This is a genomic window from Lysobacter yananisis (assembly GCF_031199375.1).
GTDB lineage: Bacteria > Pseudomonadota > Gammaproteobacteria > Xanthomonadales > Xanthomonadaceae > Lysobacter > Lysobacter yananisis.
In genome coordinates, this window is sequence record NZ_CP133568.1 from 3,757,453 (window position 1) to 3,778,670 (window position 21,218).

A 21,218-nucleotide genomic window follows, 5' to 3' on the forward strand; every position below is an offset into this window, starting at 1 on the left:
CACGAGGAGACGATGAGCGCGCTCGAACGGCAGCGTCGCGGCCTGCTCGCCGCGCTCGGCGCCAGCGCGCTGCTGACCCTGTTCCCGCGCGTCGCCGCGGCCGGCGCGGGCGACACGCGCTTGCTGCTGGTGCTGCTGCGCGGCGGCCTCGACGGCCTGCACCTGCTGCCGCCGTATGCGGAGCCCGCCTACGCCGGACTGCGCCGCGACGGCGCGGTCGCCGATCCGATCCGCGTCGACGGCTTGTTCGGACTGCACCCGGCGATGCGGCAGTCCGCGGCGATGTACCGCGCCGGGCAGTTGCTGCCGCTGGTGGCGGTGGCGCCGCCGTACCGGCAGCGCTCGCACTTCGACGCCCAGGATTGCCTGGAGAACGGCACCGCCACGCCGAACGGCGCGCGCGACGGCTGGCTCGGCCGCTGCGTGCGCGCGATGTCCGGCGGGCAGGCGCTGGCGGTGGCGGCGGTGATGCCGCTGGCGCTGCGCGGCGGCAGCGACCGCGTCAGCAACTGGTGGCCGCCGTTGCCGCGACCGGTCGATCCGCAACTGCTGCAACAGCTGCAACCGCTGTACGCGGCCGATCCGCGCCTGAGCGAAACCTTCGAGCGCTCCGCCGGCAGCGGCGGGATGCCGCGCGACGGCAAGGGCGCGTTCGCCCTGCCCGAGGCGATGCGGGTGGCGGCGCAGCGGATGAGCGCGGCCGACGGCCCGCGCATCGGTTTCGTCGAGGACAGCGGCTGGGACAGCCACCGCAACCAGGCGCCGCAGCTGCAACGCAAGCTGGCCGAGCTCGACCAGGGCCTGGCGGCGGCGCGCGAAGGCTTCGGCGCGGCGTGGCCGCGCACGGTGGTGGTGGTGGTCACCGAGTTCGGCCGCACCGCCGCGCTCAACGGCACCGACGGCACCGATCACGGCACCGGCGGCATGGCCTTGCTGTGCGGCGGCGCGGTGCGCGGCGGCCGCATCGGCGGCGACTGGCCGGGGCTGGGGCCGTCCCAGCTCAACGAAGGCCGCGACCTGCGCGCCACCACCGACCTGCGCGCGGTGTTCAAGAGCGTGCTGGTCGAGCACCTCGGCCTGGCCGACGCGGCGGTGGAGCGCAGCGTGTTCCCCGATAGCCGCGGCCTGCCGCCGCTGCGCGACTGGCTGCGGGCCTGAGCGGGGCGCGGCCGGCGTCGGCCGCGACGGACTGCGCGTCTTTCCGATTCCGAAACCCGGCGTTCGCGCGGCCGCCTGCGGCCGGGCACGGCCGGGTACGCCGCCGCACTGCGTTGCGCCGCGGCCTGCGAAACTTGCGTTGCGGCGTGGTTAATCTGTGATGAAAGGGGTTTATGATGCCGGGCAGGGGAACCGGGCCGCCGGCGCGGGAACTTCGATCACCCACTCCATCCAATACCACGTAGGGGAAGCGTAATGAACGATATCAGTCAGGACGAGAAGACTTGGGGCATGCTGGCTCATCTGAGCACGCTGGTCGGTTTGATCGTTCCCTTCGGCACCATCCTCGGCCCGCTGGTGGTGTGGCTGATCAAGAAGGACACCATGCCCTTCGTCGCCGACCAGGGCAAGGAAGCGCTGAACTTCAACATCACCGTGCTGATCGCGATGATCATCGGCGGCATCCTGACCCTGGTGCTGATCGGCGTGCTGGTGATGATCGCCGTCGGCCTGGCCTGGCTGGTGCTGACCATCATGGCCGCGCTGGCCGCGAACAAGGGCGAAGCCTACCGTTACCCCTTCACCCTGCGTCTGGTGAAGTAAGCCGCGGGCGGCGCGAGCCGCCGCGGAAGCGAAAAGGCGGGCTTCGGCCCGCCTTTTTCGTTTTGGCGCGAGTCGCCCCGCGCCGCGGCCGGTCGGGCAGGCGAGGAGCTCGCTCGATCGCTCGGCCGAGATCCGACGGCGACCGGTCAGCGCGACGGCGGCGACGCCGGCGCCGGGCTCGAAACGGCGTGCTTCGGCGCAGGCGCCGAATCAGTAGGCATCGAATCAACAGGCGCCGAATCGACAGGCGTCGAATCAACGGAGCCCGACAGAGCGAGCTCCCAACGCCGGCGTTCTTCGTGTTCCAGCGCCAACAGATCCTCCGCCGAACCGCTGCCGGCGACGACCTGGATGTCCTGCAACCGCCTTCGCACCGACGGCAACGCCAGCATCGCGGCCACGGCCTCCTGCAGCTTGCGCCTGGACACCGCGTCCGAATCGGCGGGCGCCCACAGGCTGAAGCGGTCGTAGGCGGCGAAGCCGGCCAGCGCCGCGGTGGACGCCAGCGTCGGCCACGTCGCGCCGTCGAAGGTCTGCGGATGCGCGGGCTCGGCGGCGGTGCCCAGCACCTGCAACTGGCCGCGCTGCACGGCGACCGCGACGCCGTTCACCGGCGCGAACAGCAGCTCCGCCGCGTGCTCGCGGGTGACGGTGTCCGAATCGGGATAGATGCCCTTGAACACGACGCGCCGCACATCGACGCCGCTGAGCGCGCGGAACTGGCCGAAGGCGAGGTGCCCGGTCCAGCCGTTGTCGCCGGTGGCGATGCGCAGCGCGCCGGGGTGGGCGCGCGCATGGGCGAGCAGGCCTTGGGTGTCGCGGATGCCCAACGCATCGGCTTTCGCGCTGTCGATGGCCAGCACCAGCGGCTCCGAGGCCAGCAAGGCGACCGGGTGCAGCGCATGCATCAGCTGGTCGACGGGGAGTCTGGTGTGCACGCCCTCGATACCTCCGCGCGGCAACCGCAATGCGGCCAGCAGCAGCTTGGCGTCGCCGCCCTGGGTCATCAGCCGGCGATAGTCGGCCTCGCTCGCCTGCGGCATGTAGTCGACCTGCACTTCGCGGCCGAGCAGCTTGGGCAGATGCTCGGCCAGCATCTGCGCGTAGTAGCCGCTGCGGCCGCCGGGCGGAACCAGCACGACGATGTGCAGCGCGTAATCCGGCATCGGCGCGAGCCATTGCCCGGCGTCGTTCAGCACGCCGTAGCGCAGGCTCCATTCGCCGCCGGTGTCCGCGTTGCGGACCATGGCCTCGGCCACCCAATGCCGGCCCGCGCGCCGGAAGCCGCGGAGCACCGGGCGGCCGTCCTGCCAGCCCGGCGGCCGCCAGTCGTGCGGATACGGCCCCGACACCGCCGCATAGCCGTGGCGGAAGGCGCGGGCCTGGCGGAACTGCGGCGCGATCGCCCAGCGTCCCGCGGCGTCCCGGTAACCCCAGCGCTGGCTGTCCGGGTCCTGGGCCGGTCGCAGCGCGGCGGCGGTGTCGCCGCCGCGCAGCCGCTGCCAGCGGCATTCGCGCGGCGTGCCGGCGGCGACGCACAGGCGGATGCGGCGCGGGCTCGCCGCGTCGGCCAGTTCGCGAAACAAGAAGGGGATGACCGTGCGCCCGCGGGCGTCGATAAGGCCCCAGGCGGTGGCGTCCGCGGGGATCGGTTCTTGCCGGTCGCGCATCCATTGCGCCGTGGCGATGTCGCGTACCGGAGCCGGGGTCAGCCATTTGCCGTGCGCGTCGCGCAGGCCGGGCTGCCCGGACTGAGTGTCTACGCGCAGGCTCGGAGCGGTTTGCGCGCGTTCGTCCGGCGTCGGGTCGGACGAGACGGCGAGAGAACCGGCGGGCGCCGCGTCTTCGCCCGCGCAGGTCTTGGGCGGCACCGCCCATCGGCCTTGCTCGTCGATGCGCCCGGAGGCCGCCACGACGCGCTGGCTGCCGTCGGCTTGGCGCTCGACCAGCCGCACCTCGATCGAGGGCCGCAGCGCGGCGTCGAGAGCGGCGCGCTCCAGCCGCACGACGCGCCAGCGGCCGCCGCACACGCTGCGCGCGGCCGGCGAGAGGAACAGCGTGCGGCCCTGCAGCGTGTCGAACAGCCCGGGCGAGCGGGCGCTGTTCGCGCCGGGGTTCAGGCTCAACCAGCGCGAGCGCTCGATCGACTCCGGCGCCATGCCCAGGGTGAAGGCGAAGACGTCCTGCCAGGGCGGCGCCTGCGGATCGATCACTGAGCGCAGTTGCCATTCCGATTGCATCGGCAGCGCGTCGGAATCGATGCGCGGATTCGTGCCGTCGGGCGTCGCGGCCCGCGCCGGGTGGAGGGCTGCGCCGAGCCACAACGCGATGCCGAGCAGAAACAAGCGCTTCATAGGTGTGCATCCTTGCCGAGCCGCGGCCGCGCGCGGACGACGGTCGAGACGATCGCCCGGGTCCGGCGTTTTCGGGGGCAACGGACCAAACGCCGCGCATGCCCCGAGCGCCAGCGTAGGCGCTGCCGCCGAGCCAAGACAACCCGGCCGAGCGCGGGACCGGGAATCGCCGCCGCGCCCCGGCGCAGCCGCCGCAACGAAAAAGCGGGCCGAAGCCCGCTCGTGTCGTCGTCGCAGCGTCGCCGTGCGGCTCAGCGATCGCGTTCGATCGCCAGCCGCCCCAGCGCGTGCAGCGTGGCCGCGCGCGGACCGAACGGCTCCAGCGCCTGATGCATCGACGCGGCCAGTTCGTCCAGGCGCGCGCGCGAGGCGTCCAGGCCGATCAGCGCGGGGAAGGTCGACTTGTCCTGGGCCAGGTCCTTGCCGGCGGTCTTGCCCAGGGTCTGGCTGTCGCCTTCGATGTCGAGGATGTCGTCGCGCACCTGGAACGCCAGGCCGAGCGCGCGCGCGTAGCGGTCCAGGGCCGCCAGCGCGGCGGCGTCGGCGCCGCCGCACAGCGCGCCCATGCGCACGCTGGCGCGGATCAGCGCGCCGGTCTTGAGCGAGTGCAGGCGCTCCAGCGCGTCCAGGCGCAACTGCACGCCGGCGCCGGTGGCGTCGATGTCCAGCGCCTGGCCGCCGCACATGCCGGCCACGCCCGCGGCCTGGGCCAGGCTGCGCAGCAGGTCGACGCGGATCGCGTCGGCGGTTTCGGTGTCGGCGAGGGTCGCGAAAGCCAGCGACTGCAGCGCGTCGCCGGCGAGGATCGCGGTGGCTTCGTCGAAGGCCACGTGCACGGTCGGCTGGCCGCGGCGCAGGGCGTCGTCGTCCATCGCCGGCAGGTCGTCGTGGACCAGCGAATAGGCGTGGATCAGCTCGACCGCGGCGGCCGGCGCGTCGAGCACGATCGGCGCGACTTCGAACAAGGCGCCGCTGGCGTAGACCAGCAGCGGCCGCATGCGCTTGCCGCCGAGCAGCACCGCGTGGCGCATGGCCTGGTGCAGGCGGCGCGGCTCGGCCTCGCTGTCGGGCAGGACCCGCGCCAACGCGGCGTCGGCGCGCTCGCGCCAGCGGCCGAGGACGGCATCGAGCGCGCGTGGATCGGTGGCGGCGTCCACGCCGGCGCGCGGATCGGCGGTGGCGTCCGCGCCGGGCGCGGACGCGGCGGCGCGCGGCTCAGGCATCGACATCGCTGCCCGGCGGGCCGGCGTTGCCGAACGGTTCGGCGCTCGCCGGTTCCTGCGGATCGGTCAGCAGGCGCACGCGCAGTTCGGCCTGCTCCAGCGCGCTCTGGCAGCGGCGATAGAGGCCGACGCCGCGCTCGTAGGCGGCCAGCGACTCTTCCAGGCTCATTTCGCCGTGTTCCATCTTCTCGACCAGTTGCTCGAGCGCATCCAGCGACTGCTCGAAATCGGCGACCGGCGAGGCTTCGGTAGTGGTTTTGCGGGGCATGGGGAAAGTGTGAGCCGGGGGGCGGACGGGGTCAATGCGCGCGGGGTGAAGAGGCCGCGTCCGCGGGTCGCAGGTGCGGCGCGGCGGGGTTTGGCGCGGCTTCGGGCTTACCTTGGCGGAGCGGCGCGAGCCGCGACCGCGCATCGACAACGGCGGCGCAGGTTACGGTTCCCACTCCAGCCGCGCCGCGCGTTCGCGCAGCCACGCTTGCAGGCGCGCGGAGTAGAGCAGGTCGCCCGCGGCCAGCAGTTCGCCGTCGGCCGCGCTCAGCAGCGGCAGGCGTTCGCGCTCCCATGGCGGTACGCCCAAGGCCTGCAGCGCGTGCTTGAGGCTGTGGCGGTGGTCGCGGCCCGGCAGGGCGATGCGTTCGCCGCCGGCGCGCGGGTGCGCGCGCAGGGCGGCGTCGAAGCGGTCGGTTCCGTGCAGATGCCAGCGACCTCCGCCCGGCAGCGCCAGCGGCGCGGCGCCGTCCCAGTCGGCGCGCCAGTCCGGCGGCAGCGGCGGGCGTTGCGGCGCGGCGTGCAGCAGGTCGCGCCAGGCGCGCACGCGGGCGCCGTTCCAGGCGAATTCGGCGTCGGCGTCGGCGCGCGCGCACAGCAGGTCGGTGTCGATCTGGGCCACGCCCTGCGCCGGCAGCGGCGGCAGGCCGAGCGCAGCGATCCAGCGCCGCAGCACCCGCGCGCGCCGCGCCGGCGCCAGCGCGCGCAGGGCGCTGCGCGAGAGCGCATGCGGGTCGAGGCTGCGCGCCTGGGCCAGGGCCAGCGCGTCGCCCTCTTCGAGCAGGCCGGCCGCGTCTTCCTGCAAGCGCGCCGATTGCGCCAGCGCCGCCGGCGCCTGCGGCCAGCGCTCGCGCAGCAGCGGCAGCACGCGCTGGCGCAGGAAGTTGCGGTCGTAGCGGTCCTCGGCGTTGCTGGGGTCGTCGATCCAGCGCAGGCCGTGGCGCTGCGCGTAGGCTTCCAACTGCGCGCGCGATAGCGCCAGCAGCGGCCGCCACAAGCGCCCGCGGCCGCACTCGCGCCATTCGCGCATCGCCGCCAGTCCGTCCGGACCGGAGCCGCGCAGCAGGCGCAGCAGCACGGTCTCGGCCTGATCGTCGCGGTGGTGCGCCAGCGCCAGCACTTCGCCCGCGCCGAGGCCGGCGGCGAACGCGGCATGGCGCGCGGCGCGCGCGGTGGCCTCGGGGCCGTCGCCGCCGTCGCGCGCAACCGATACCCGCGAAACGGTCAGTTCCAGGCCGTAGCCGGAGCAGACGTCGGCGCAATGCGCGGCCCAGGCGTCGGCCTGCGGATGCAGCCCGTGGTGCACGTGCCAGGCGCGCAGGCCGCGTGCGCGCGCCTGCGGCGAGGCCGCCAGCGCATGCAGCAGCGCGCTGGAATCCAGGCCGCCGCTGTAGCCCACGCACAACGGCGCGGCGGGCAGGGCGGCGAGGGCGGCGGGGAGCGCATCGGCGCCGGAGGCAGGCATGCGCGCATGGTGCCACGGCAACGGGACGCAGCAACCCATGCGTGATGCTGCCCCGGCGCCGGAGCGCCTATACCTTGATTCGCGTTCCCATCGTGAGAGTCCCGTCGTGTCCCGGCTTTTCGCTCCGCTGCAGCAACGCTCGCTGACCCTGCGCAACCGGCTGGCGGTTTCGCCGATGTGCCAGTACTCGGCCAGCGACGGCGTGCCCAACAACTGGCATCTGGTCCACCTCGGCAGCCGCGCGGTCGGCGGCGCCGGACTGGTGCTGACCGAGGCCTGCGCGGTGTCGCCGGAAGGGCGCATCTCCGCCGCCGATACCGGCCTGTGGAACGCCTCGCAAGCCGAAGCCTGGCATCGCGTCTCCTGCTTCCTGCGTTCGCGCGAGGCGGCGGTGGGCGTGCAACTGGCGCACGCCGGGCGCAAGGCCAGCGTCGAGGCGCCGTGGCTGGGCGGACGGCCGGTGGCGCCGCAGGACGGCGGCTGGACGCCGGTGGCGGCTTCGCCGCTGCCCTACCGCGAAGGCGCGACACGGCCGCGCGAACTGCAGCCGATCGAGATCCGCACCGTGGTCGACGACTTCGCCGCGGCCGCGCAACGCGCGCTGGACGCGTGCTTCCAGTTGGTCGAGATCCACGCCGCGCACGGCTACCTGTTGCACCAGTTCCTGTCGCCGCTGTCGAACCGGCGCGAGGACCGCTACGGCGGCAGTTTCGACAACCGCACCCGCTTGCTGCGCGAAGTGCTGGCGGCGGTGCGCGAGGTGTGGCCGGAGCGCTTGCCGTTGTGGCTGCGCATTTCCGCGACCGACTGGGCCGAGGGCGGTTGGGACATCGAACAGAGCGTGGAGTTGGCGCGCATGGTCAAGGACCTCGGTGTCGATCTGATCGACGTGTCCAGCGGCGGCCTGGTGCCGAACGCGCGCATTCCCGGCGACGAACCGGGCTATCAGGTGCCGTTCTCCGCGCGCATCCGCCGCGAGGCCGGCATCGCCACCGGCGCGGTCGGCCTGATCACGCGCGCGGCGCAGGCCGAGAGCATCGTCGCCGAGGGCGAGGCCGACGTGGTGTTGCTGGCGCGCGAGTTGTTGCGCGACCCGTACTTCCCGCTTCGCGCGGCGCGCGAGTTGGGCGCGGCGGGGCATGTGCCGGAGCAGTATCAGCGCGCGTGGGCTTGAGCCGTCGGCCTGAGCTGAACGTAAAGCGTCGGGCCTGAAGGCCTTCCCACGACAGCAAGCCCTCTCGGAGCTGGGCGCTGTTGTGGGAGGGCCTTCAGGCCCGACGCTTTACGCTCAGTTCGTGCCGTCGCCACCGCGCTGCGCGCAAGTTCCCGCGCGCATCCGCGCCGGTATCGCCTGCGTCGACGCCAGGCCGGTCTTTTCCAGCGCCCATGCATAGCGCCGGGCGAAGCGGTCGCGATGGCAGGCCGGATCGAAGTACGACGGACCCTGCGCCAGCACCAGCAGCGCGAGTTGTTCCTGCGCCGACAGCGACCGCAGCGGCAGGTCGAAGTACGCGCGCGCGGCCGCGTCGATGCCGACCGCGCCCTGGTCGGCGAAACGGTCGCGCTCCAACACGTAGTCGATCAATCGCTCGCCGTCGTACTCGCGGCTCAGGCGGATCGCCAGCGCGGCCTGGGTCAGATGCCAACGCAGCATGCCGGTGCGCGGCGGCAGCCAGGTTTGCCGAAGGCCGGCGACGCGATTCAGCAGTTGCTGGTCGGCGGCCACGCTGGCCGCGCGCCCATCGCCGGGATCGGCGAACAGTTCCAGGGCGTAGCCGGGCGGACTCAGCCGGCGCACCCGGATCGGTCCGTGGCCGCCATGCAGGTTCCAGTAGAGCTGCCGCAGCGCGTCCGGATAGCGCTGTTGCGCTTGCGGCAAAGGCTCGCGCAGGTCCTTCAGCGCGTGCCAGTACAACGCATACGGCAATGCGAAGGGCGCCGCGGCGAAGACGATCAGCAGCGCGCCGGCGACGATCGGCCAGCGTCGCCGGCGAGGCGCGCGGTCGCGCGTTGCGGTCGTGTCCCGGCTCATGCGTCGGGCGGGCAGTCGATGGGTTGCAGCCGCGCCAGCGTCTGCGCCGACAACGCGGGCAGTTTGGGATCGCCGATGGTTTGCAACGCGTCGGCGTAGGCTTCACGGAACGCCTGCGCATGGCAATGCGGGTCGCGATCACCGAGGCCGCGGTCGAGCAGGACCAGCACCGTCAATTCCTCGCGCGTGAGCCGTTCGACCGGCTGCGCGAAGTAGGCCAGCGCGGCTTGCTCCAGGGTGTCGCTGTCGCGGCCGTAATCGCCGGAGTCCAGCACCAGGTCGGCCATGCGTTCGGCCGGCCATTCGCGGCTGGAGCGGATGAACAGCGCGGTCGATTCGAATTCGTTGCGAGGCGTCATTTGCTGCAGCGTCGAGGCGTCGACGCCGCCGGACGTCGGCGCGGGTGCAGGATCGGGCGCAGCGACTGACGCGGCGATCCTGGCGCGGTTGGCCTCGACGATCGCCCATCGGTTCGCGTCGGTGGTAAGGCTCACCAGACGCAGGTCGGCGGGTTCGTACTGCTCGGCATGCGGACTGGCCAGGAAGGTCGCCAGCGATCCGAGGACCAATCCGGTGTAACTGAAAGCGTTGAGCCGACGGGCCGAGATCGCGCTATCGCCGCCACCCAAACTGCGCCACAAAATCTCGCGCGCCAACGCCGGATACTCGCGCCTCGGCTGCGGCAGCTGTTCCGGCAACATCGACGCGCCGTACCAATACGCGCCCTGCAGCAGCAGGCACAGCGCCGCGAGGAGGGCGACCGCGCCGCCCCCGGCCCATTTGAAGAAGGTTCCCAGCGCCATCCGTGGCTCTCCGTCGTCGTGCCGCGCTCAGGCGGCGTCAGAGATCGCAGGCCTCACGCGGCCTCAGGCGGCTTCGTACGCGCCGTAGCCGCGCAGCCGCTCGTAGCGGCGCTGCAGCAGCTCAGGCACCGGCACGTTCTCGAGCGCGTCGAGTTCGTTGAGCAGCACCGCTTTCAGGCGCGTGGCCATCTGCTTGGGATTGCGGTGCGCGCCGCCGATCGGCTCGCGCACGATCTTGTCGATCAGGCCCAGCTCGGACAGGCGCTTGGCGGTCAGGCCGAGCTGCTCGGCCGCGTCCTTGGCCTTCTCGGCGGTCTTCCACAGGATCGAGGCGCAGCCTTCCGGGGTGATCACCGAGTAGGTGCTGTATTCCAGCATCAAGGTGCGGTCGCCGACGCCGATGGCCAGCGCGCCGCCGGAGCCGCCTTCGCCGATCACGGTGCAGATCACCGGGATCTTGAGCTCGGCCATCTCCAGCAGGTTGCGCGCGATCGCCTCGGACTGGCCGCGCTCTTCGGCGTCGATGCCGGGCCAGGCGCCGGCGGTGTCGATGAAGGTCAGCAGCGGCAGGCCGAAGCGCTCGGCCAGCTTCATCAGCCGCAGCGCCTTGCGGTAGCCCTCCGGCCGCGGCATGCCGAAGTTGCGCTTGATCTTGCTCTTGGTGTCGCGGCCCTTCTGGTGGCCGATCACCACCACGACGCGGCCGCCGATGCGGGCCAGGCCGCCGACGATGGCGTTGTCGTCGGCGAAGGCGCGGTCGCCGGCCAGTTCCTGGAACTCGTCGCACATCACCCGCACGTAGTCGAGCGTGTACGGCCGCGCCGGGTGGCGGGCGAGCTGGGAAATCTGCCACGACGAGAGATCGCGGAAGATCTGCGCGGTGCGCAGGCGCAGCTTGTCCTGCAGGGCGTGGATTTCGGTGTCGATGTCGACCGCCGGGCCGCTGCTGGCATGGCGCAGCTCCTGGATCTTGGCTTCCAGGTCGGCGATGGGCTGCTCGAAGTCGAGGTAATTGGGGTTCATGCGTAGGCCATGGGCCGGGGAAGGGCACAGTCTAGCCTAGCCGGCCGGACCGTACCGATAGGCATGGGGCGGGTACGGAAAAGTGAGAAGTGAGCGGGGAGAAGTGAGGAGTGAGCGGGGTCGCAGCTTGTGCTGGCGGTTCGCTCGTCCGTGGCTTCGGCGGTGCGGCCGGCGAGGCGAGTGCGGGGCCGGAAGCGGTGCAAAGAGAAAGCAACGAGCTCGCCGCTTTCGCTCACTCCTCACTCCTCTCCGCTCACTCCTCACTCCTCACTCCTCACTCCTCTCCGCTCGCTCCTGCCCTCACTCCCGCGCCCACGGCTTGGACAGCGTCACCTTGACCGCCTTGACGCCCGGCTGGGCGCGCAGCAGGCCGGCCAGTTCGGCGTCGATGCGCACCGATTGCGGGCCGTTGAGATCGAGCATGCCGGCGGCGCCGTCGCGCAACAGGTCCAGGCGGATCGGGGTCGGGCCGGGGCGTTGCTTGGCCAGCAGCGCGTCGACCCGCTGCCAGGTGCCGGGCACGCGCAGGTCCAGGCGCAGGGCCAGGCGCTGGGCGTGCTTGCCGCAGACCGCGTTGTAGTCCCAGCAGCGCGCCGCGCGCAGGGCGAAGCCGCCGCTGAAGGCGTCTTCGCGCAGGCCGCCCTGGATCACCAGCAGGCGGTCGCGCGCGAGCATCGCGGCGAACTCGCTGTAGGTTTCGGAGAAGAACGCGCACTCCAGGCGGCCGCGGCCGTCCTCGATCTGCACGAACATCTGGCTGTCGCCCTTCTTGCGCAGGCCGACCACTTGCCCGGCGACGATCACTTCCAGTTCCGGCCGCCAGCCGCTGCGCGCGCTTTCCGGGCGCTTTTCCCAGATGCCTTCGAGCTCGCCGAGGTCGGTGCCGACCAGCGCGCGCACTTCCTCGCGGTACGGATCGAACGGATGGCCGCTGAGGTAGTGGCCGAGCGTCTCGCGCTCGCCGTGCAGGATCTGCGCCAGCGGCCATTCGTTGGTTTCGCTGAGGTCCAGGTGCAGCGCCGGCGCGGCGGCTTCGAAGCCGCCGAACAGCGAGACCTGGCCGGCCGCGCGCTCCTTGGCCATCTGGTCGGTGGCCTTGAGCACCTCGGGCAACTGTAGCATCAGGCTCGCGCGGTTCTTGCCGAGGCCGTCGAGCGCGCCGGCGTGGGTCAGCGCTTCCAGCGCGCGGCGGTTGAGCTTGCCGCTGTCCACGCGCTTGCAGAAGTCGAGCAGGTCGACGAACGGGCCGGCGCGGCGCGCTTCCACGATCGACTCGCACACGCCGCGGCCGACGCCCTTCACCGCGCCGATGCCGTAGCGGATGGTGTTGGCGTCGATCGCCTCGAACATGTACTCCGATTCGTTGACATGCGGCGGCAGCACGGTGATGCCCATCACCCGCGCTTCGTCGAGGAAGTTGACCACCTTGTCGGTGTTGTCCATGTCCGACGAGCAGGTCGCGGCCATGAATTCGGCGCCGTAATGGCGCTTGAGCCAGCCGGTCTGGTACGCGACCAGCGCGTACGCGGCCGAGTGCGACTTGTTGAAGCCGTACTCGGCGAACTTCTCCATCAGGTCGAAGATCGGGCTGGCCTGCTTGGCCGGGATGTTGCGCTCGGCGCAGCCGGCTTCGAACTTGGCGCGCTCCTTGGCCATTTCCTCCGGCTTCTTCTTGCCCATCGCGCGGCGCAGCATGTCGGCGCCGCCGAGGGTGTAGCCGGCCAGGACCTGGGCGATCTGCATCACCTGTTCCTGGTAGACGATGACGCCGTAGGTCGGCGCCAGCACCGGCTCCAGCGAGTCGTGCGGATAGGTGACCTCGGCGTTGCCGTGCTTGCGGTCGACCCAGTCCTTGTCCATCCCCGAACCCAGCGGGCCGGGACGGAACAACGCGGCCAGCGCGATGATGTCCTCGAAGGTGTCGGGCTTGGCGCGCTTGAGCAGCTCGCGCATGCCGCGCGATTCGAACTGGAACACCGCGACGGTGTCGCCGCGCGCGAACAGTTCGTAGGTTTCCTTGTCGTCGAGGGGAAGGGCGGTGATGTCCAGCGTCGGTGCGGGGGACCGGGGACCGGGGACCGGGGACCCGGAAGCGGCATCCGCGCCGTTGCTGTTGCTGTTGCCGGGTCCCCGGTCCCCGGTCCCCGGTCCCGCGGCAGCATGCTCCTTCGCCAACCGCTTGTTGATCGCGCGCACCGCCCAATCGATGATCGTCAGCGTGCGCAGGCCGAGGAAGTCGAACTTGACCAGGCCGACGGCTTCGACGTCGTCCTTGTCGAACTGGGTCACCGGGTTGCGGCCGCGGCCTTCGCCGTCGTGTTCGGCGAACAGCGGGCAGAAGTCCGACAGCGGGCTCGGCGCGATGACCACGCCGCCGGCGTGCTTGCCGGCGTTGCGGGTCAGGTCTTCCAGGCTGCGCGCCAGGTCGAGCAGGTCGCGCACGTCGTCTTCGTTGCGGTAGCGCTGGATCAGGTCGGCCGAGGCCAGTTCCGGATTCTTCGCCGCGGCTTCGGATTCGCCCAGGGCGTCGTCTAGCGAGATGCCCAGGGTCATCGGGATCAGCTTGGCGATGCCGTCGACGAAGCCGTACGGATGGCCGAGCACGCGACCGGCGTCGCGCACCACCGCCTTCGCCGCCATGGTGCCGTAGGTGATGATCTGCGAGACGCGGTCGCGGCCGTACTTGCGCGCGACGTAGTCGATGACCTCGTCGCGGCGGTCCATGCAGAAGTCGATGTCGAAGTCGGGCATCGACACGCGTTCGGGATTGAGGAAGCGCTCGAACAGCAGGTCGTACGGCAGCGGGTCCAGGTCGGTGATGCCCAGCGCCCAGGCCACCAAGGAGCCTGCGCCCGAGCCGCGGCCCGGGCCGACCGGGATCTCGTGGTCCTTGGCCCAGTTGATGAAGTCCGCGACGATCAGGAAGTAGCCGGGGAAGCCCATCTTGATGATGACGTCCAGCTCGATTTCCAGGCGCTGGTCGTAGTCCTCGCGGGTCTTGCCGGGCGCGAGCGGATTCTTCTCCAGGCGCTTGGCCAGGCCTTCGCGCGACTGGCTGCGCAGCCACGATTCGATGGTGTGGTCGCTCGGCGTGGGAAACGCAGGCAGCGCGTACTCGCCGAGCTTGAGCTCGACGTTGCAGCGCGTGGCCAGGGCCAGGGCGTTGTCGATCGCGTCGGGCGCGTCGGCGAACAGCGCGGCCATTTCCTCGCCGGTCTTGAGGTATTGCTCCTCGCTGTAGTCGCGCGGGCGCTTGGGGTCGTCGAGCACGCGGCCGGAGGCGATGCACACGCGCGCCTCGTGCGCTTCGAAGCCGTCGCGGTCGAGGAAGCGCGCGTCGTTGCTGGCCACCACCGGCAGGCCGCGCTTGCTCGCGGCGTGCAGGGCGAAGGCGTTGAAGGCGTCTTCGCCGTCGCGCTGGGTGCGGGTCAGTTCCAGGTGCAGCCGGTCGCCGAACACGCCCTGCCAATCGACCAGCCAGGCGTGGGCGAGTTCTTCGCGGTTGCTCGCGGCCAGGCGCCCGGCCAGGCTGGCGCGGCCGGCCAGCGCGAACAGGCCGTCGTTGTCCTCGCGCAGCCATTCCGGGCGCAGCACCACGCCTTCGGTGCGGTGGCCTTCCATCCACGCGCGGCTGAGCAGGCGCGACAGGCTCAGGTAGCCGCCGCGGTCGCGGCACAGCAGGGTCAGGCGGGTGGCGGCTTCGTTGCCGTCGGCCAGTTGCACGTCGGCGCCGATGATCGGCTTGATGCCGGCGCCTTCGCAGGATTTGTAGAACTTGACCGCGGCGAAGATGTTGTCGAGGTCGGTCAGGGCCACGGCCGGCTGGCCGAGGGCGACGCAACGCTTGACCAGTTCGCCGATGCGGAGGGTCGAGTCGGCCAGCGAGTATTCGCTGTGCAGGTGGAGATGAACGAAGGGAGCGGACATGCGTACCGGTTCTGCGGCCGTGCCGGGGGCAGCTCGTGCCGGGCGTCGCGCGCCTTGGCGGCGGGAGCCCGGGACGGCAGTCGGCACGGCGGGGAAAGTGCCGGATTGCAGGGTATCAGCCCGGCGCCGTGGGGCAAGGCTTGACACGGCGCGATCGCCGGCGCGCGGCCGATCTCACCGGATTGGGAATCGTGCGGCGCGCGGTTGGGCGCGCGGTTGCCGGACCCGGCGACTCGACTGTAGGAGCGGCGCAAGCCGCGACCGCGGGGCGGCCGGTCGCGTCGGCGGCTCGCCATCGCGAACGCAGACCACCGCCGACCGTTCGCTGCGCGGCAACCTCGCGAGCAGCGAACGCTCGAGCCGCGGTCGCGACGCGACCGGCCGCCCCGCGGTCGCGGCTTGCGCCGCTCCTACAGGGAGCCGGTGCAGGAGCGCGGTGGCGGGCCGCGCCTTGCGTTCACGCGATCCGGAACACCGGCTCGGGCGTGCGTCCGTTGGCGTAGTGGCTGTCGCTGACCCGGGCGTGGTGTTGCAGCAGCGCCAGTTCGGCGAGCCGGTCGCGCGCCCAGGCCGCGCGCTGCGCTTCGGCGTCGCCAGAGGGATGCTCCAACCGCCGGTAGGCGCAGAAGTCGCGGTAGTCCTCGGCTTCGGCGGCGAACGCCGGCCACGCCAGTTCGACCAGCAGCACGTCGTCGAGCAGGCCCAGCAGCGGCACCCGGTCGGGAATCAGGTCTTCGTCCTGGTCGACGTAGGCGAACAAGCGCTCCAGCCGCCGGCGCAGCGCCGGCTCGCAGTTCCAGGCCGGGTCGGCGGCCATCGTGCGCAGCTCCTGCAGGCAGCGCAGGCGCTCGTCGACCACATGCCGGGCCTGCTCCGGCGCCAGCGCGGCCAGCCATGCGGCCAAGCGCTGCAGGCGGTCGGCGTCGACCCGGGCGGCATCGGGGTGGAGTTCGTGCAGCAGCGCATCGAAGGCGGCGATGGCCGCCGGACGCAGGGCCATGGCCGGCTCGTAGGGCTGCAGGTGGTGCGGCGGCGGCGCGCGTTCGAACGGCAGCGGTTCGGCGGTCGGGGTGGGGTGAGGCATGCGCATGGAACACCTCGCGTCCGGCCGATTCGGGGGCGGGGAGGTTCGCGTCGCGGGCCGGGGAACGACGCGGACCGGTGCGTTGGGAGGATGGCCAACGATGCGCCTGGCGCGAGTCTGCGCGCGAGGGTCTGAAGTCGCTGTGACCTGTGGCACGCCTGGGCGTTCAGGCGGTTGTAGTGGGAGGGCCTTCAGGCCCGATGCCTTTGTCCCAGGTCGCGGCGATCTGAAACCAGAGCATCGGGCCCGAAGGCCCTCCCACAACCGCCCGGGCTTCGGGCCCGGAGCCCGGCCATCGCCGCCTCAGAACAGCGAACGCTGCTCGGTCTCGATCCGCACCGGCGCGAAGCTGCGCCGATGCTGCGGGCACGGGCCGTGCGCGCGCAGCGCCGCCAGGTGCGCGGCGGTGGAATAGCCCTTGTGGCGGTCGAAGCCGTATTGCGGCCAGTCCTGGTGCACCTGCGCCATCAACCGGTCGCGCGCGACCTTGGCCAGGATCGAGGCGGCCATGATCGCCGGTTCGAGCGCGTCGCCGCCGACCAGCGCCTCGCCGCGGCAGGGCAGGTCGCGCGGCAGGTGGTTGCCGTCCACCCGCGCCAGTTCGGCCTGCGGCGCCAGCGCCAGCAGCGCGCGGCGCATGCCGGCCATGGTCGCCTGGAAGATGTTGATGCGGTCGATCTCCTCGACCTCGACGAACTCGATCCGCCACGCCAGCGCGCGTTCCTGGATCAGCGGGAACAGCGCGTCGCGCTTGCGTTCGCTGAGCTTCTTGGAATCGTCGAGGCCGTCGATGCGGCGGCGCGGGTTGAGGATCACCGCGGCCACCGCGACCGGCCCGGCCAGCGGGCCGCGGCCGGCTTCGTCGACGCCGGCGATGAGGCGGGAGCGGCGGGCGGTGGTGGGGGCGGTCACGGGCGGCGGGTTTCAGTGAGGAATGGAGAGCGAGGAGTGAGCGTGGAGGAGTGAGGAGCGAGCGAAAGCGCGACGCTCTGCTTTCGCTCGCTCCTCACTCCTCCACGCTCACTCCTCAAAGTCTAATCCAGACGCAGACGCGGGCTCACGCCGTCGCCCCGGCGCTCTCGCCGATCAGCTCGACGATCGCGTCGGCCGCGCGCGCGGAGGCGTCGCGCTTGAGTTCCAGGTGGATGCGCTGGAACTTGGGCAGCAGCGCGGCGCCGGCGGCGGGGTCGCGCAGCCAGCGCAGGACCGCGCCGGCGAGATTCTCCGGGGTGCAGTCGTGCTGCATCAGCTCGGGCACCACCGGTTCGCCGGCGAGCACGTTGGGCAGGGCGTAATGGTCGACCTTGAGCATGCCCAGGCGCTTGACCAGGGCGTAGGTCAGCGGCGAGACCTTGTAGGCCACCACCATCGGCCGCTTGGCCAGCATCGCTTCCAGGGTGGCGGTGCCCGAGGCCAGCAGCACCGCGTCGCTGGCGACCATCACCGTGCGCGCGCCGCGGTCGACGATGCGCAGCGCGCGGCGCACCCGCGCGCCGTCGGGATGGGCGTCGAGGATGCGCTCGAACGCGCCGCGCGCGCGCGCGCTGGCCATCGGCGCGACGATGCCCAGGCGCGGTTCGGCCGCCAGCAGTACGGCCGCGGCGGCGATGAAGTCCGCCGCCAGGGTCTCGATCTCGCCGACCCGCGAACCCGGCAGCATCGCCAGGATCGGCGCCTCGTCGTCCAGGCCCAGGGTCATGCGCGCGCCGTCGCGGTCGGGGTGGATCGGCATTTCGTCGGCCAGCGGATGGCCGACGAAGCGCGCGTCCACGCCGTATTCGGCGTAGATCGGCGGTTCCATCGGGAACAGGCACAGCACCCGGTCGGCGCTGCGCCCGATCTTCTGCGCGCGCTTGCGCCGCCACGCCCACACCGACGGGCTGACGTAGTGCACGGTGCGCACGCCGCGCTGCTTGAGCCAGCGCTCCACGCCGAGATTGAAGTCGGGCGCGTCGATGCCGATGAAGGCGTCGGGCTTCCAATCGAGGATGCGCTGGCGCACGTCGCGGCGCAGGCGCAGCAGCCGCGGCAGGTGCTTGAGCACTTCCGACAGGCCCATCACCGCCAGCTCGCCGGCGTCGAACCAGGTGTCCATGCCGGCTGCGCGCATCTGCTCGCCGCCGATGCCGACGAACTCGGCGCCGGGATGGCGCCGGCGCAGTTCCTCGATCAGCCCGGCGCCGAGCAGGTCGCCGGAGGCCTCGCCGGCGATCAGGGCGAAACGCGGCGGCGGCGGGGGCGCGGCGGGGAAGATCTGGTCGATGGCGGCGGCGATGGGGGCGGGCGCAGGGGCGTTCATCGGGGGATGGGGCGCTCTTGGACGTGGCGCCGTCAGTCGGGGCGCTGTTGGAAGTGGCGTTCCAGTTCCCGTCGGTACTGGCGGCGGTCGAACACGAACCGCAGCGGCGCGCCGGGCGGGAGCCAGGACGAGCCCGCATTCTCGCCCGGATCGGCCCCGGGCATGGGGCCATTATCGTCCTCGCGGGTCACTTGCCGCCAAACGACGTGATCGTCGTCAATGTCCAGGAGGCAGGAAATCGTCCCGCAGTAGTCGCTGCCGCAGTGGCAGCGGTACAGCACCAGCCGGCCCGAGCCGAACGGGTTGTGCGCCGGCTGCAGCCCCAGGAACGCGGCGCGGCCGCGTTCGGCCAGCGCCGGCGGAGCGCGGGTGTCCAGGTCGGTGTCGGCGTTGCCGAGGTCGCGGGCGATGCCCAGCCAGTGCGCGAGCGGGCGCTCGTCGATGAAGATCTCGGCGGCTTCGGCGCGGTGTTCGGCGCCGTCGGCGGCATAGGCGAAGACGGTCCGGCCGATGCGCAGGCGCTGGACCTTCGCGGTCACCGTCGCCTCAGCGCAGCAGCGGCCGTTCGCCGTTGCCGATGAAGTCGAGCAACGCGCGCACGTCGGCGCTGTCGGCGGCGAGCGCTTCGAGCTTGGCGCGCGCGTCTTCGAGCGAGGCGCCGGACATGAACACCGCGCGGTAGGCGCGCTTGATCGCGGCGATGCGTTCGGGCCCGAAGCCGCGGCGCTTGAGGCCTTCGGCGTTGATCCCGCGCGGGCGGCCGTAGCCGTCCTGGGCGACCATCAGGAACGGCGCCACGTCGCCGTTGACCAGCGCGCCCATGCCGATGAAGGCGTGCGCGCCGACCCGGCAGAACTGATGGATGCCGGCGAAGCCGCTCATGATCACGTGGTCTTCCACCACCACGTGGCCGGCGAGGGTGGAGTTGTTGGAGAACACGCAATCGTTGCCGACCTGGCAGTCGTGGGCGATGTGGGTGTACGCCAGCAGCCAGTTGCGGTCGCCGATGCGGGTGACGCCGCCGCCGCTGCCGGTGCCGCGGTTGACGGTGACGAACTCGCGGAAGCTGTTGCCGTCGCCGATGACCAGCTCGGTGCGCTCGCCGGCGAACTTCTTGTCCTGCGGGTCGCCGCCGATCGCGCACTGGGCGTGGAAGCGGTTGTCGCGGCCGATCCGGGTCGGCCCCTGGACCACGCAGTGCGGACCGAACGCGGTGCCGGCGCCGACCTCGACGTCCGCGCCGATGTAGCAGAACGCGCCGACCACGACGCCGTCGCCGAGCTTCGCGGCGGGGTCGACGAAGGCGGTGGGGTGGATGGCGGCGCTCATCGGATTATTCCTTGGCCTCGGCGCACATGATCTCGGCGCAGGCCACCACGTTACCGTCGACGCGGGCGACGCCGTCGAACAGGGCCATGTTGCGGATCATGCGCTTGAGCGTGACTTCCAGTTCCAGGCGGTCGCCGGGCACGACCATGCGCGAGAACTTGGCCTTGTCGACCTTGACCAGGTAGAACGAGCGGCCGGCGGCGACGCCGCCATGGGTGACCTGGGTCAGCAGGCCGCCGGCCTGGGCCAGCGCCTCGATCACCAGCACGCCGGGCATGACCGGGTTGCCGGGGAAGTGGCCGTTGAAGAAGGGCTCGTTGCAGCTCACGCCCTTGATGGCGAGCACGCGCTTGTTGGGTTCCAGTTCCAGCACGCGGTCGATCAGCAGGAACGGGTAGCGGTGCGGCAGCAGTTGCTGGATCGCCGGCACGTCGAGCGGGAGTTGCAGGGTCTGGCTCATCTTGTCTTTCGTCCTTTGACGCACGTCCTGTGCTCGCGGCCGCCGCGCCTGGCGGCCCTTGTGGTGTGACGCGGTTCCGTCATTGTCCCGCAGTTTCCCCGGCGGGTGTGGCGGCACCGTATGGAAGCGGCATCGTATGCGGGCGCGCGCCGCGCGCGGCTCAGGCCCCGTCGTCGCCGCTGCCGCTGCCGCGGGTGCGCCGGGCGATCGCGTCGAGCTGCTTGAAGCGCGCGGCGTTCTTGCGCCAGCTGCGGTTGTCCATCAGCGGGGTGCCGGAGGAGTACTCGCCCGGCTCGCGGATCGAGCTGGTGACCAGGCTCATCGCGGTAACGGTGACCTTGTCGCAGACTTCCAGGTGGCCGAGCACGCCGGCGCCGCCGCCGATCAGGCAGTAGCGGCCGATCTTGGCGCTGCCGGCCGCGGCCGAGCAGCCGGCCATGGCGCTGTGCGCGCCGATGTGGACGTTGTGGCCGATCTGGATCTGGTTGTCGAGGCGCACGTCTTCCTCGAGCACGGTGTCCTCGATGGCGCCGCGGTCGATGCAGGTGTTGGCGCCGATCTCGCAGTCGTCGCCGATGCGGACCCCACCGAGCTGCGGCACCTTGAGCCAGCGGCCGGCTTCCATCGCCAGGCCGAAGCCGTCGGCGCCGAGCACCGCGCCGGGATGGATCAGCACGCGTTGGCCCAGGCGCACCCGGGTCACCAGGGTCACCCGCGCGACCAGCTCGCAGCCTTCGCCGACCGTGCAGTCCTCGCCGATCACGCAGCCCGGGCCGATCGTGGCGCCGGCCTCGACGCGGCTGCGCGCGCCGATGCTGACGAACGCGCCGACGTGCGCCGCCGGCGAGACCTCGGCGGAGGGATCGATCGCGGCGGACGCATGGATGCCCGGCGGCCGCTCGGGGCGGGGCTCGAACAAGGCGGAAATCTTGGCGAAGGCCGAGTAGGGATCGCGCGCGATCAACGCGGTGCCGGCGTAGCCGGCGGCGTCCTGCTCGCGCATCACCACCACGCCGGCGGCGCTGGCGTCGAGTTGCGAGCGGTATTTGGGGTTGGCCAGGAACGCCAACTGCGCCGGCCCGGCCTTGGCCAGGGTGCCGACGCCGCTCACGCGCGCCTCGCCGTCGCCGTGCAGGCCGAGCGCGAAACGCTCGGCCAGTTCGCGGGCGGTGTGGCCTTGGCTGTCCACGG

General features: G+C 71.9%; 19 protein-coding genes. 3 read left to right on the top strand and 16 right to left on the bottom strand.

The genetic code is table 11. The annotated features are described in order from the left end of the window. Positions 1–12: 12 nt before the first annotated feature. Both RDV84_RS15740 and RDV84_RS15745 read left to right on the top strand, forming a co-directional pair. Positions 13–1,158 (top strand): DUF1501 domain-containing protein, encoded by a 1,146-nt coding sequence (locus RDV84_RS15740; RefSeq protein ID WP_309150868.1) that lies wholly within the window; start codon positions 13–15, stop codon positions 1,156–1,158. Positions 1,159–1,413: 255 nt separating this feature from the next. Next, positions 1,414–1,761 carry a DUF4870 domain-containing protein gene (locus RDV84_RS15745; protein ID WP_078998065.1) on the top strand — a complete coding sequence of 116 codons (348 nt, stop codon included), beginning with the start codon at positions 1,414–1,416 and terminating at the stop codon, positions 1,759–1,761. Positions 1,762–1,907: 146 nt separating this feature from the next. Here the strand turns inward: RDV84_RS15745 and RDV84_RS15750 are convergent, their stop codons facing one another. From RDV84_RS15750 to tilS, 4 genes are all read right to left on the bottom strand, one after another. Further along, the gene (locus tag RDV84_RS15750; RefSeq protein WP_309150869.1) at positions 1,908–4,196 is read right to left on the bottom strand and encodes a tripartite tricarboxylate transporter substrate-binding protein; all 2,289 of its coding nucleotides are present in this window, start codon (positions 4,194–4,196) and stop codon (positions 1,908–1,910) included. A gap of 170 nt (positions 4,197–4,366) precedes the next feature. Continuing rightward, positions 4,367–5,338 carry a (2E,6E)-farnesyl diphosphate synthase gene (ispA, locus tag RDV84_RS15755; RefSeq protein WP_309150870.1) on the bottom strand — a complete coding sequence of 324 codons (972 nt, stop codon included), beginning with the start codon at positions 5,336–5,338 and terminating at the stop codon, positions 4,367–4,369. Further along, the gene (locus tag RDV84_RS15760; RefSeq protein ID WP_057948264.1) at positions 5,331–5,606 is read right to left on the bottom strand and encodes an exodeoxyribonuclease VII small subunit; all 276 of its coding nucleotides are present in this window, start codon (positions 5,604–5,606) and stop codon (positions 5,331–5,333) included. Before RDV84_RS15760 ends, ispA begins: the two co-directional genes overlap by 8 nt. A gap of 162 nt (positions 5,607–5,768) precedes the next feature. Beyond that, the gene (tilS, locus tag RDV84_RS15765; RefSeq protein WP_309150871.1) at positions 5,769–7,070 is read right to left on the bottom strand and encodes a tRNA lysidine(34) synthetase TilS; all 1,302 of its coding nucleotides are present in this window, start codon (positions 7,068–7,070) and stop codon (positions 5,769–5,771) included. Between the two features lie 106 nt (positions 7,071–7,176). On the opposite strand from tilS, the gene RDV84_RS15770 reads away from it, so the two are divergent. Next, on the top strand, positions 7,177–8,244 hold the full coding sequence (locus RDV84_RS15770; RefSeq protein ID WP_309150872.1) for an NADH:flavin oxidoreductase/NADH oxidase: 1,068 nt from the start codon (positions 7,177–7,179) through the stop codon (positions 8,242–8,244). A gap of 114 nt (positions 8,245–8,358) precedes the next feature. On the opposite strand, the gene RDV84_RS15775 is transcribed toward RDV84_RS15770, so the two are convergent. The 12 genes from RDV84_RS15775 to lpxD form a co-directional block, all read right to left on the bottom strand. Continuing rightward, positions 8,359–9,102 carry a transglycosylase domain-containing protein gene (locus tag RDV84_RS15775; RefSeq protein ID WP_309150873.1) on the bottom strand — a complete coding sequence of 248 codons (744 nt, stop codon included), beginning with the start codon at positions 9,100–9,102 and terminating at the stop codon, positions 8,359–8,361. Beyond that, on the bottom strand, positions 9,099–9,905 hold the full coding sequence (locus tag RDV84_RS15780) for a hypothetical protein (RefSeq protein WP_309150874.1): 807 nt from the start codon (positions 9,903–9,905) through the stop codon (positions 9,099–9,101). Before RDV84_RS15780 ends, RDV84_RS15775 begins: the two co-directional genes overlap by 4 nt. A gap of 63 nt (positions 9,906–9,968) precedes the next feature. Beyond that, entirely contained in the window at positions 9,969–10,928 is a 960-nt protein-coding gene (locus tag RDV84_RS15785; RefSeq protein WP_309150875.1) for an acetyl-CoA carboxylase carboxyltransferase subunit alpha, read from the bottom strand. Positions 10,929–11,228: 300 nt separating this feature from the next. Continuing rightward, positions 11,229–14,855 carry a DNA polymerase III subunit alpha gene (gene dnaE / locus RDV84_RS15790; RefSeq protein WP_250449664.1) on the bottom strand — a complete coding sequence of 1,209 codons (3,627 nt, stop codon included), beginning with the start codon at positions 14,853–14,855 and terminating at the stop codon, positions 11,229–11,231. Between the two features lie 457 nt (positions 14,856–15,312). Next, the gene (locus RDV84_RS15795) at positions 15,313–15,939 is read right to left on the bottom strand and encodes a hypothetical protein (RefSeq protein ID WP_206744974.1); all 627 of its coding nucleotides are present in this window, start codon (positions 15,937–15,939) and stop codon (positions 15,313–15,315) included. Between the two features lie 166 nt (positions 15,940–16,105). After that, positions 16,106–16,309, bottom strand: coding sequence for a DUF6053 domain-containing protein (locus tag RDV84_RS26610; RefSeq protein ID WP_425608175.1), 204 nt, complete (start codon positions 16,307–16,309; stop codon positions 16,106–16,108). Then, on the bottom strand, positions 16,243–16,851 hold the full coding sequence (rnhB, locus tag RDV84_RS15800) for a ribonuclease HII (RefSeq protein ID WP_078998056.1): 609 nt from the start codon (positions 16,849–16,851) through the stop codon (positions 16,243–16,245). The genes RDV84_RS26610 and rnhB overlap by 67 nt, the downstream gene beginning before the upstream one ends. Positions 16,852–16,996: 145 nt before the next feature. Continuing rightward, a complete protein-coding gene (gene lpxB / locus RDV84_RS15805; protein WP_250449667.1) occupies positions 16,997–18,238 on the bottom strand; it encodes a lipid-A-disaccharide synthase in 1,242 nt (413 codons plus the stop codon). Positions 18,239–18,270: 32 nt separating this feature from the next. Beyond that, positions 18,271–18,777: a hypothetical protein gene (locus tag RDV84_RS15810; protein WP_309150876.1), complete on the bottom strand. Its 507-nt coding sequence runs from the start codon at positions 18,775–18,777 to the stop codon at positions 18,271–18,273. 7 nt (positions 18,778–18,784) lie between these two features. Beyond that, positions 18,785–19,567, bottom strand: a complete 783-nt coding sequence (gene lpxA, locus RDV84_RS15815) for an acyl-ACP--UDP-N-acetylglucosamine O-acyltransferase (protein WP_057948255.1) — start codon at positions 19,565–19,567, stop codon at positions 18,785–18,787. 4 nt (positions 19,568–19,571) lie between these two features. After that, positions 19,572–20,027, bottom strand: coding sequence for a 3-hydroxyacyl-ACP dehydratase FabZ (gene fabZ / locus RDV84_RS15820; protein ID WP_057948254.1), 456 nt, complete (start codon positions 20,025–20,027; stop codon positions 19,572–19,574). Positions 20,028–20,187: 160 nt separating this feature from the next. Beyond that, positions 20,188–21,216, bottom strand: coding sequence for a UDP-3-O-(3-hydroxymyristoyl)glucosamine N-acyltransferase (gene lpxD, locus RDV84_RS15825; protein WP_309150877.1), 1,029 nt, complete (start codon positions 21,214–21,216; stop codon positions 20,188–20,190). Between the last annotated feature and the right edge of the window lie 2 nt (positions 21,217–21,218).